The organism is Anaerolineae bacterium (assembly GCA_014360855.1).
Taxonomy (GTDB): Bacteria; Chloroflexota; Anaerolineae; order JACIWP01; family JACIWP01; genus JACIWP01.
The window spans coordinates 1-12,041 of record JACIWP010000075.1; the positions used below are offsets into that span (position 1 = coordinate 1).

Annotated in this window: 9 protein-coding genes; all 9 read right to left on the minus strand. The window is 67.3% G+C overall.

The window, feature by feature from the left end:
* The coding region (locus H5T60_05770) for a metallophosphoesterase (protein ID MBC7241936.1) at positions 1–1,328 on the minus strand (1,328 nt) is incomplete at its 3' end.
* Complete coding sequence (locus H5T60_05775; protein ID MBC7241937.1) at positions 1,318–3,003, minus strand: glycosyltransferase family 39 protein; 1,686 nt, start codon at positions 3,001–3,003, stop codon at positions 1,318–1,320. The genes H5T60_05775 and H5T60_05770, both read right to left, overlap by 11 nt.
* Positions 3,000–5,546 carry a hypothetical protein gene (locus H5T60_05780; protein MBC7241938.1) on the minus strand — a complete coding sequence of 849 codons (2,547 nt, stop codon included), beginning with the start codon at positions 5,544–5,546 and terminating at the stop codon, positions 3,000–3,002. The genes H5T60_05775 and H5T60_05780 overlap by 4 nt, the downstream gene beginning before the upstream one ends.
* Positions 5,547–5,550: 4 nt before the next feature.
* Complete coding sequence (locus tag H5T60_05785) at positions 5,551–6,237, minus strand: acyltransferase (GenBank protein MBC7241939.1); 687 nt, start codon at positions 6,235–6,237, stop codon at positions 5,551–5,553.
* 25 nt (positions 6,238–6,262) lie between these two features.
* Positions 6,263–7,210 (minus strand): NAD-dependent epimerase/dehydratase family protein, encoded by a 948-nt coding sequence (locus H5T60_05790; protein ID MBC7241940.1) that lies wholly within the window; start codon positions 7,208–7,210, stop codon positions 6,263–6,265.
* Positions 7,207–8,529, minus strand: coding sequence for a radical SAM protein (locus H5T60_05795; GenBank protein ID MBC7241941.1), 1,323 nt, complete (start codon positions 8,527–8,529; stop codon positions 7,207–7,209). Before H5T60_05795 ends, H5T60_05790 begins: the two co-directional genes overlap by 4 nt.
* Complete coding sequence (locus tag H5T60_05800; GenBank protein MBC7241942.1) at positions 8,526–10,196, minus strand: glycosyltransferase family 39 protein; 1,671 nt, start codon at positions 10,194–10,196, stop codon at positions 8,526–8,528. Before H5T60_05800 ends, H5T60_05795 begins: the two co-directional genes overlap by 4 nt.
* 10 nt (positions 10,197–10,206) lie before the next feature.
* Complete coding sequence (locus H5T60_05805; protein ID MBC7241943.1) at positions 10,207–11,832, minus strand: glycosyltransferase family 39 protein; 1,626 nt, start codon at positions 11,830–11,832, stop codon at positions 10,207–10,209.
* A 72-nt stretch (positions 11,833–11,904) separates the two neighbouring features.
* Positions 11,905–12,041, minus strand: a 137-nt coding sequence (locus tag H5T60_05810; GenBank protein MBC7241944.1) for a hypothetical protein, incomplete at its 5' end; no start/stop codon positions are given.

Sequence of the window (12,041 nt, forward strand, 5' to 3'; positions counted from 1 at the left end):
AGGAGGGGCAGGCGCACCTGGCCGCCGTGGGTGTGGCCGGCCAGCATCAGGTCCACCCCGCGCCCCTGGGCCTCGCGCACCTGGTCTGGTGAATGGGCCAGCAGAAGACATATATCCTCCGCCGGCACTTCCGCCACGGCCTGCGCCACATTGCCGGCGTTCATGCCGTAGGCCAGCCATCCCGCCGGCCGGCGCCCCCGCTCCCAGCCCTCGAAATTCTCCTCCAGCAGGGGCGCGCCGCCGGCGAGGGGCTGTACCTGGAAATCGTCAAAGGCCTTGTGTCCCTCGTCCAGCCCCCAGGCGCCGATGGTGCCGGCGCGCAGGCGTTCGGGCCTCTCGTCCAGGCAGTCGGCCTGCCATTCCGCCGGCTCGGCCTCATCTTCTGGCCAGACGCGCGCCTGGATATGGGTGGCATCGGGCAGGTTCTGCACGCGAATCCGAAAGCGGTACCAGCGGCCGGCTTCGGGCACGACTCCGGTATCCATATCGCCGGCGGTGATGCGGGCGCCATGCGGCGCGATCTGGAGCGTCGGCGCCTTCGCATAGCTCCGCAGGCGGTAGTAGCGGTCATAGCCCTCCGGAAAGCGGGAGTAAAAGGTCACCCCGATGCCGCCCCGTTCGTCATCGCGCCGCAGTCGGCCGGTGAACTCATAATCCGCCCAGGAGAGGGCCGGCTCCGCCCAGTAATGGACCGTGCTGTTGCCCTGAGAATCCCGGGTCTCCAGCCACTGCTCCCCGTCGTCCCCCTGCACGGTGAAATCGCGCACAAACCGCCCCTGAAAGTCGTTGTAATCGGCGCCGGCAATCCATAGGCGGGCGCCGCCCACCCGGATCAGCGCGGCGCGATTGGTCAGCAAATGCGCGCCGGCGCCGTAGATCCCATCCGCAAACAGGTTGTTGAAATCGCCGTAGCGGCTGATGTCGGCATTGCCGCGACTGGCCCAGATGCCCAGCGGCGGATTCCCCAGTTGGGTAAGCCATGCGCGCACTTGCTCCATCCAGCGCGCCTGCACGTCGTACAGCACGGTGTGCTGGATGAAGTCGCCGCTGATAAGGATGAGATCCGGCGACAGCTCCCGCACCCGTTCGGCGGTCTCCGCCTCCCGCCGGCCAATGCCTGTCATGTGCATATCGGACAACAGCACGATGCGCAGGCCGTTCAGCTCGGGCGGCAGGCCGGCGATCGGCACCCGCACCTCCTCCACCACCAGGCGATAAGGTTCCACCCATACCGCCTGAACGGCCAGGGCCGCCAACACCGCCCAGGCCAGCAGGATGAGCAGGCCGAGGAGCACCCGCCGGCGCAGATCCCGCCCTCTATTCGTCATGGGGCGTCCTCTCCGCACACGGCCAGCGGTAGATGCTCAGCAAGCCGGCCCCCGCCCGTTCCAGGACATAGGCCGGCTCTCCGGCCGCAAGGCACCACTGCGCCAGCGAGCTGGCCGGCACCCACGCCCAGTGATGGAGCACCATGACATATCCCTCGCCGGCGCGTCTCTGCACATCTTCCCGCTCGCCGGTGATGAGCAGTTCCATATCCCCCCGTAGGCCAAACCGCGCCAGGTGGCCGGCTATCGGCACCGCCACCCAGGCCCCTGGGCCGGCATGGGCGTTCAACCACTCCACGCCGTCCTTGTACGACTGCCCCCAGTAGTCCAGGGGAAAGGAGCTGGCCGCGCCGCGCACGCCGCCGGCCAGCTCGTTGAAAAAGGCCCCCTCGTAAGGATGCAGGCCGGCCAGCGCCAGCGCCTGTGGAAGCATCAGCGCCGACAGGAGCAGGACGGCCAGCACATTCCGCCCGACCGCCAGCCGGCGCGTCAGCCATTCCCAGCACCAACCGGCGCCCAGGCCGGCCAACAGGCACCAGGCCGGCAGTAATTCCATAATTTGGCGCAGTCCATCGTACACCACCATGCCCGGCAGGCTGACCCGGCCCAGCGTCACCAGGAACCATATCAGCCACAGCGGGGCCGCCGTATCCTCTCTGCGGAGCATGGAGCGGCCGGCCCGTACCAGCCCCAGCATGCCCAGCGCCAGCGTCCCCAGCGGAGCGGTGAGCGCCAGGTAGGCCGATGCATAATACCACGGCAGGTCCACGCCGGCGGTGTACAGCCGGCCGGCGAAATAGACCGGCGCGCCCCGCCCCGCAGTGGCGAAGTACCGCAGTACGGCGTAGAGCCGGCGCAGAGGATCGGCCCACAGATAGGGCCAGAGCACCATCAGCACGACGCCGGCCACCGCCGCTATCCCCACCAGCGCCGCCGCCAGGCTTCGCCAGGGGACTGCCCCTCCCTTTGGGCGCCGGCCTGCCAGCGCCGGCGCATAGAGCCACACCAGCCACAGCAGGATAATAGGAGCGATGAACAGCGCATTGGCCTTGGTGGCCAAACCCAGGCCCGCCGTACCGCCGGCCAACAGCACCCATTTCCATTTCACCTTGCCAACCTGCCCGAAGGCCCGCCAGCCGGCCCACAGCGACGCCGCGAAGAGCGCCGCCATGGGCACGTCCTTGATGTTGTTATGGGCATGCGCCCAGTACAGCGGGAACGCCGCCAGCATCAGCGCCGCCGGCAGGGCCTCGCTCAGCCGGCGCCGGCGCTCCCAGGCAAAGCGGAACGTGACCCACACCCCCAGCGCGCCGAACAGCGGTATGGCCGCATGATGGGCGGTGATGGGGTCGAGCCAGCCGGCCCGTTCGTGCAGTGCCCATGCCCCTATCGCGGAGACGGTGTTCGCAAAGGGCGGATACCGCTCCTGCCGGCCAATGGTATAGACGTAGAAATAGGGTTTCTGGTCCGCCTCCGCCCACTGATTTTTCAGCCCCTCGAAATCCAGCCAGCGCGCCTCCCCCGTGCGCCAGAACTGCCAGTACAGCTCGCCGGCCAGGAAATTCTCCGGTTCATCCCAGGTGATGCCGTACTGTCCCAGGGTGAGCCAGCCGGCCGCCAGGAAAACGGCGGCCAGCAGTAGGCCCAGCCAGCCGGCGGTTCTCCCCCGCCTCACCGCACCGCCTCCACCCGGCTGACGGCCAGCCGGCGGTCCGGCCAAGGCCTCCCCAAATACTCCCAGCACCCTTCATCACATGCTCGTTCCACCGCCGTGCCGAGCAGGGCGCCGCGCACCCCGATGAGCAGATAAGCCTGACCTACATCTTTCACCATGCGGCCGGAGCCGCCGTAATGCGCCAGGGCGCGGATCAGATCGAGGGAAACGCCGGCGCCGGCGCGGCCGGCCGCGGCGATAACCGTCCCATCCGGTAGGGCCATCAGCCACTCCGCCAAGGAGAAGCGCTCCGCCGGCACCGCCAGGTCCGCCACCCGCCACAGGGGCGCCGTGTGGTCTCCCGGCGGCAGGGCCAGCACCTCCATGCAGGATCGGCACTCCTCGGCCACCAGATACTGTTTCCCCTCCAGGTAGATCGCGGCGTAATCGCCGGCCTCCCGGCCGGCGGCGACCACCGCCAGGTCCGCCGGCGCTTCCACCCCCGTCGCACCGATGGTGCGGGCATGTGCTTCCGCCTTCCCGCCGGCGCAGTCCCATCCCAGAATGTACAGGCCGGGCTCCGGCCGGCGCGGCAGGGGCAGGCTGTAATAGGTCTCCGCCCCTCCGAAGAAATGCCATTCGCCCAGCGACCGCCCATCCCAGGAGAGCCGACAGCGTACCTGGTCCGCGGCGGACTGCACGCCCAGCACCACCGAACGGGCCTCCGCCCAGATCGGCACCAGCAGATAGGACCGGTCGCCGATGCTCCAGGTCGCCGGCTGGCCCGCTATCCGGTCATCGAAGGGGGACCAGCCTCCCAGCAGGAAGGGGCGCGCCGCCGGCGAGCCGAGCGTGAGGCGTGAGAAATCGGCGTCGGGCGGTGTCAGGCGGTAGACCCAGGCCGGCCCAAAGACGCCGGCCCAGGTCAGCCCCTCCAGCTCCGTGTAGAAATCCGGCGTGAAGCGCTCCAATTGATCCGGAGGCAGTTGATCGCGGTGCACGATGACATAGTCCACGCCCAGCCGGCGCAGTACATCCACCGTCTCCTGATTGGGGAAGTCCTGCATCATCTTGCTCAGCGCCAGGTACCCTGGGGGGAAGATGCCGCTGTAGCCGTTGACCAGCCGATGCCAGTGCCGCGTGGACTGGGCCAGGTACACGATGTCATGGGAAAAGGCCGGGTACACGTCAATGGGCAGTTCCAGCACGCTCACATCCGCCGGCTGTTCCGTCAGCCAGCGGTACACTTCCGGCGTTGGCGACGCGGTATATGCCTGCGCCAGCGGCAGGGGCGCGCTCCAATACTCCAGCACGATGAGGAACGCCGCCGCGCCGCCGGCCAGCCGGCGCCAGCGCGCTCGCCCATCGCCCAACAGATGTCCCATGCCTACCGCCGCCAGAGCCGCCAGCCCCAGCATAACCAGCACGGCAAAGCGCGCCGGCACCCGCACCGCCTGAAAGCCGGGCAGATAGCGCCACAGCAAGATATACGGCCCGCGCACCAGCGCCCTGCCGGCCGCGTGAATGGTCGGCCCCAGGGAGAGGACGCCGGCGGTCAGCGCCAGCGCCAGCAGGGTCCAGCACCAGGCGTGCACGGCGCGCGACCGGGCGCGCAGGCCGGCCCACAGGCCGGCGCCGGCCAGCAGGAGCGCCAGCAACCCCGGCCATAAGGCCCCTTCCGGCTCCTTGCGCCAGGGCGCCGTCAGCGTCCCATACAGCAGATTGCCCGCCGGCGCCGCCAGATAGTTCAGCGCATCCGGCGAGAGTTGGGTCACGTAGCTGAGGGAGCGGCCGGCGTCCAGCAGTTCCGCGGTGCGGGCGTACGGCAGGTAGACCGGCATCAGGGCGGCGCCGGCCAGCAGGCCGGTCAGCGCCAGCGCACCCAGCCGGCGCGCCGCGACCCGCCACTCGCCCCACCAGTGCCCGAGGAGCATGATCACAGCGGCAATGACCAGCCCGACCGCCAGGAACAGGGTATAATAGACACTGGAAAGGCCCTGCAGGACGATAAACAGCCCCAACAGGAACATGTCCCGCCGGCGCCCCTGCCGCACGACCCGCTCCAGGAGCAACAGGGCAAAGGGCATCCACTGGGCGCTCAGATTCTGGAAATGATGAAGCTGGCCCATTTTGTAGGGGCAGAAGGCGAAGACCAGGCCGGCGATCAGGCCGGCGGCGCGGCTCCCGCTCAGCCGGCGGCCCAGCAGATAGGCGCCGAAGCCCGACAGGGTGAATGACAGGAGCACCAGCAGGTTATGCACGGCCACGGCATTCCGCCAAAGAAGTTGGAACGGCAGGCCCAATACGGCACTGCCCAGCAGATGCTCGGAATAGGCCAGGGCGTAAGGATAGGGGTAGAAGATGTTGCCCTGAAAGAGATGGGCCGGCTCCGTCAGCAGGGCATGGGCATCCCATGCCATGATCCAGCTATTGAGCTGGGGATCCTCCGCCGGCTGTACCACGGCGCGCTCCAGCTCCCGCGCCAACGGCCAGGTCATGACCACAGCGAGGGCCAGGAACAGCAACAGGATGGCCGCCTCCCGCACCGCATCCTGCCGGCCCATGGGGCTAGCTTTCCTCCTTCCGCTGGCCGCGCATGCCAATAACGCGCGCCGGCACCCCGACGGCGATGCCCAGCGGCGGCACGTCGCGAGTGACCACCGCGCCGGCGCCGATGACCGCACCGTCCCCGATGGTCACGCCGTCCAGCACCTTGACCCCCAGCCCCAGCCAGACGTCATCCCCGATGACGATATCCCCCTTGCTGGTGATGGGCTGTTCCCGCATGGAGCGGTCGGGGTCCTCGAAGCCGTGCTCGTAGGGGCTGAAGCCGCAACCGGGCGCGATCTGCACATGGGCGCCGATGCGCGTGTCGCGCAGGAAGCCCTTGATATTACAGTTCGCCTGGATATGGGTATCGTGCCCGATGTACACACTGCCGCCGGCGCCGATCTCGATGATGGTGCCGCGGTAAATGTGCACGCGCTCCCCCAGCACCACCTTTCCCCCGTCCGCATGGCTGAAGATGGTCACATAATCGTCAATGAAACAGTTGGCCCCGATCTCCAGACGCCGGCAGGCGATCTGCGCCTTCGGGGAGATATACGGTTTGCGGGTCACCTGGGCCAGGATGCGGCGGTCCTTGTAGGGGCCGGCCAGCCAGCCGGCGATGCCGACGCACAGCCGGCCCAGCGCCGGCCAGTCGGACAGGCTCATCAATGCCTTGAGCACCAGACGCAGAGCACGTCGTGCCATGGATACTCCTCGCTTCACAGGGACGTCAGCGCACATAGCCGTTCTGTCGGAACCATTCCACCGCCTCGGCAAAGGCTTCTTCCAGAGGGGTCTGCGGCAGGCCCAGCTCGCGGATGGCGCGCGCCGGGTTGCAGGTCAGCGCCGGCGGCTGGTACCCCCGCCCCGCACGCGAAGCCCCGCCCAGCCAGCGCAGGGGGTTGCGGGAGCGCCCTCGCGGCGGACGTACCCCGCTGACCCGCTCCATCAGGCGGTAAAAATCCTCCCGCATCAGGTTGCCGGCGGCGTTGCCCAGGATGTAGCGCTGGCCAGGCCGGCCGCGCCGCGCCGCCAGGATATGGCCGGCGGCCACATCCCGCACGGAGATGAAATTGATGCCCCCCTCCAGGTACGACGGTTCGCGCCCGTTCAGGTAGTCCACGATGCGCTGGCCGGTACTGCTGGGCTTGAGATCGCCGGCGCCCACCGGCGCGCAGGGATTCACGACCACCACCGGCAGGCCATCCTGCGCCATGGACAGCGCCACTGTCTCCGCCAGGTATTTGGAGCGGGCGTAATGGCTCCCCTGCTCCCAGAGGTTGAACTCCGTCTCCTCGGTGGGCAGGGAACCGTCCGCCGGCCGGCCGATCGTGCCGATAGTGCTGGTGTGCACCACCCGGCGCACGCCGGCGCGCCGCGCCGCTTTCAACAGGGTCTTGGTGCCGCCCACATTGACCTCGTACATCAGCGGGCCATCCTCCTCCCGGGTGCTGTACAGGGCCGCCACATGATACAGCTCCTCACAGCCGGCCAGCGCCTCTGCCAGCGACTCGGGGTCGCGCAGGTCCCCCTCCGCGATCTCGACGTCCAGGCCGGCCAGGTTGCGCCGATCGCTCCCCGGCCGCACCAGCACCCGCACCTGCGTGCCCTCTTCCAGCAGGAACCGGGCCACCCACATCCCGACAAATCCCGTCGCGCCAGTGACCAATGCCCTCACCCCAGGTTCCTCCGCAACACCGCCATGGCCCGCCGCAGGACCGAGCCGCGCGGTTTCCGCGCCGGCGGGGGCAGGATGCGCGCCAACCCCTCGGCCTGCCGCGCTCCCGCCTCCGCATCCGCCGGCGCCCACCCCTCCCAGGCGGTCAATGGATAGACCTCTGCCGGCTTGATGCTCACATCATCCGCCTCCAGTTCCTGCAGGAAGGCCCCCAACCGCTCGATCTCTCCCGGGAGCGCTTCCTTCCAACCGACCATGACGTAGACATGGGAGCGAACGCCGGCATGCCGACAGCCGGCCACTGCCTGGCGCGCCGCCTCCACATACATCTCCGCCTGCGAAGCGTCAGCGACGCGGCCCAACGCGGCCAGCCGCGCCGGCTCCACGCTTTCCAGGCCGATCTTGGCACGCGCACAGCCGGCGCGTCCCATCAGCCGCACCAGCTCCGGGTCGAAATGCTCCGGCCGCGATTCGCACTCCCAGCTCACACGCACATGCTCGCGCAGGATGACCTCGCAGATGCCGGCGGCGCGGCCGCGATCCCGCCCGAACACCGCGTCGCGGAACATAACCCGCGGCGGTGCGAACCGCTCCGCCAGCCAGCGCAGTTCCTCCAGCACCCGCGCCGGCCCCCATGCCCGGAACCTGCGGCCCCACCCCACCACGTACGGGCAGTAGACACAGGACAGATCGCACCCGCGGGTGCTCAGCACGCTGAGGAAGCCGTAGCGCCTCCAAGGCGTCAGCTCCCACGCCGGCGGAGGCAGGGACTCGATATCCCGGAGGTAGCTTTCGGCATCGTACTGCCGGGGGGCCAGCTCCACCGCCGGCACGACCGGCGCCGGCCCCTGCGCCAGGGGCCGGACCCGCTCGAGGGCCGCCGGCAGGGCCTGTTCTGGCTCCCCCACCAGCACCATATCGGCCGCGCCGGCGGCGCTCCGGGCGAAATCCTCATGCCGCAGGATGGTACCGACGACGATCAGCGGAACGCCGGGGAAGCGGGCGCGCGCCGCCCGGCAGAAGGCCAGGTCCGCCTCCCACGCCGGCCAGCACACCTGCACCACCAGATATCCCGGGTCCCAGCCGGCGGCTCGCTCCAGGGCCTCGCGGGGGCTGAGCCGCTCCGCCGCCGCATCGAGGATGGCGGGGAGATAGCCGGCGGCCTTCAGTATCGCCGCACAGGTGGCCAGCGTGTGAGGCGGGTAGAGGAAGGCCCCCTCCCGCGGGTACTGATTGCCGAAGCCGGCGGCCCCTTCCCGGTTCACCGTCGTGCCGGGCAGGGCCGGCGGTTGAATCAGCAGCACCTTTGCTTTGTTCATGACCCTCCCTTCAGTCGGTAGACCACCGTCAGCCCCTGCGCGCTGTGGTGGATCAGCAGGGGTTCCAGCTCCGCCGGCGCCTGGTCCGGGTCGCCCAGAAAGGCCAGTTGCGGCCGCATCACTTCGAACTCATGCTGATTGACCACCAGGTAATCCACACGGTTCTCCCGCGCGAAGCGCAGTACCTCGGCATAGCTGGCGTGGGGGAAGGGCACCCAGAAGCGCTCGGCATGGATGGCGACGATGGCCCCGCGCGACATGACCCGTGCGTCCGGCGCGCTGTTTGTTTTGAGCCATTCCCCCACCTCTTTATAGTAGAAATGCTGATAGGCCAGGCCGTCCCGTACGGCCGCCGGCTGTATCGCCAGGTAATAGGCGCAGATGAGCACCGCGCCCACCGTCAGCACGCCGCGCGCCCAGCGGTCCGCCTTCTCCGGCCGCATCCACTGCGCCAACGTCTCGCCGGCCCAGCGGGAGAACTCCACCAGCCCGCGGCCGGCCCATACCAACAGCACGATCAACGCTCCCAGGTAAAAGCGTAACTGATTCGTGAATATTACCAGCGCCGCTGAGGTGACCAGCACCTGCGCCAAGAGATAGAGTTCCTGGCGGAGCCGCCGTCCGCTCCAGCCGGCGCGGAACAACCCCAATCCGATGAAGGGCAGGAGGAAGAACGGCAGTACCCGCTTGGACAGGAAAATGCTGTCCAGCTCCCGCAGGTCCTGCACGGTATGTCGGACGAAGGTCAGCGGGTCGTTCAGGAATTCCCCCAGCAGGCTGTGGCGGGTGAACTTTTCGGCGGAATGGTACATGACCTCGTGACCGGAAGAATCCAGCGCCCAGCTCATGCGGTCAAATTCCACGTAATTCCCTTCCGCGAGGGTGAGCTGTTGGACATACGCCATCCAGGACTTGCCTGTCAACGTCCAGTAGCCCAGATGCCGGCGGAGATACAGGAGATACGGGAACGCGACCACCAGAAAGCCGGCCAGCAGGATGCCTATGCCGGCCAGTGAGCGGCGCGCCGGCCTGCGCTCGACGATAAAGACCACGCCCAGAAAAACGGCCGTGACCGCCAGCCACAGCCACCCTTCCGGGCGGGTCAGGTAGGCCAGGCCGAACAGCACGCCGGCCAGCGCATAGGCCGGCCAGCGTCCCTCCTCCATGGCGACCACACTGATATATATGGCCCAGAACAGGAGGCAGAAATACAGCGGTTCGGTCATACTGCCGTAGAAAAAGGTGTACGAGATCAGCGCCGGCGAAACGGCGATCAGGGCGGCAGCGACCAGTGCCGTCGGCCGGTCGTAGAGGCGTCGACACAGCAGGTACACCGCCGGCACGGTCAGGGTGCCGAAGAGCACGAAGCAAATCTTGCTGGCCAGCTCCAGGTCGCGCACAGCCAGCCAGACCAACCCGGAGACGATGGGATAGCCCGGCGTGTAGTGCAGTTCCGGCCGGCCGAAAAACTGATACCCCCCGCCGCTCATCAGCGTCCTGCCCAGCCAGAGATAGGCCCCCTCGTCTCCCTGCAGGACATGGTCTTGACGAGCGACGACGGCGCGCAGTAACAGAGCCACTGTGATAATACCGATAAGCGGCCCGTTCCGGGCGAACCAGCCGGCCACGCCGGTACGACTTCGCTGGATCGTCGTTTCCTCGCTCATCCAGCCATCCTCACTTTCGCATGCGCAGGACCACGGTCCGTCCCGCCGGCCCCTCGAAGCCCTGTACCCATTCCAATTCCGCCGGCAGTTGTGCCGCGTCCGCCAGGAACGCCAGATGAGGGCGCATCAGCCGGAACTCCCGCTCATTAATGATCCAGTAATCCACATCGTGGGCGCGCGCATAGCGTAAGACATCATCGTAATCCGCATGGGGGAAGGGCACCCAAAACCTTTCCGCATAAATGGCAGGGATCGCCCCGCGCGACATGACCCGTTCCGCCGGCCGGCTGTGCTCGCCCAACCACAACCCCACATGCTTGTAATAAAAGAGCTTGTTGCCAAGTCCCTCCTGGATAAGCATCGGATACATGATCAGGAAGTAGCCGGCCAGCACCATTGCCAGCAGGCCCGTCGCCGCCAGCCGGAGCCGGCCGGCCCACTGCTCGAGGCGCGCCCCGGTCAGCAACTTGGAGGCGGTCAGGGCAAGCCAATCCCCCAGCTCCACAATGCCATGGCCGGCCCAAATAACCAGGATGATGAGCGTGCCCAGGTAGAAGCGCAGGTCCACGGTAAATACCGCCATGGCCAATGCCGGCAGCACGGCCATCAAGAGCAGATACACCTCGTTGCGAGCGCGTCGCGCGTTCCAACGCGAGCGGAATAATCCTAACCCCACGAGGGGCAGGAGAAAACTGGGAAACACCCGCTTGGACAGGAACAGGCCGTCCAACTGTCGTACGTTCCGCAGGGTGTCCACCAGGAACTCCTGCGGGTTCGAAATGATCTCCCGCCACATGCTGTACTTGGTGAATTTCTCCATGGAATGGTACAGCACTTCCAGCCCTGTGGAATCCAGCCCCCATACAATGCGGTCAAAAGCGACCAGGTCTCCCTCGACCAGGGCGTGATGTCCCACAAAGGCGATCCAGGTCTTGCCGGTCAGGCTCCATGTCCCCAGATGGCGATGGAGGAAGAGCAGATAAGGCGAGGCCACGCCGAGGAAGACCAGGAGCATCAGGAGCACCTTCGCAAAGCTATCCAGGGACCGGCGTTCCAGCATCGAGAGGAGCAACAGATAGCCGGCGGTCAGCGCAACATACGCCAGGGCCTCCGGTCTGGTGAGATAAGCGGCGCTGAAGAGCGCACCGCACAGCAGATAAGCCCACCAGGGGCCGCGCTCCATTGCCCAAACGGCACACCACACCGCCGCAAAAACCAGGAAGAAGTACAGCGGCTCGCTCATGCTCCCCCAGAAGAACACGTGGGCAGTGAAGACCGGCATGACGGCCAGCAGGCCGGCAATGATCAAGCCGCTCAGCCGGCCGTACATGCGGCGAGCCAGAAAATAGACCGGCAGGATGGTCAGGGTGCCGAAGAGCACGAAGCAAATCTTGCTGGCCAGCTCCAGGTCGCGCACAGCCAGCCAGACCAACCCCGAGACGATGGGATAGCCCGGCGTGTAGTGCAGTTCCGGCCGGCCGAAAAACTGATACCCCCCGCCGCTCATCAGCGTCCTGCCCAGCCAGAGATAGGCCCCCTCGTCCCCCTGCAGGACATGGTCTTGACGAGCGACGACCACCCGAACAGCCAGGGCCAAGAGCAGGACGCCGGCCAGCAGGAGATATTCCACAGGCACCGTTCGAACGAACCGCGCTGCCCCTTTCATCCTCCTACCTCAACCTGGGAAACTTCCCGGCCGGCTGGCGATTCAATCGCTCCGCCGGCGATACACGTACACGTCCGCCCACTCGGCGCCGTTGCGAAACTGACGAATGGAGCGCACCAGCACATAGCGGCTGTCCAGTTCCTGCTTCAGCCGGCGTATCTGACCGTAGTACGCCTCAT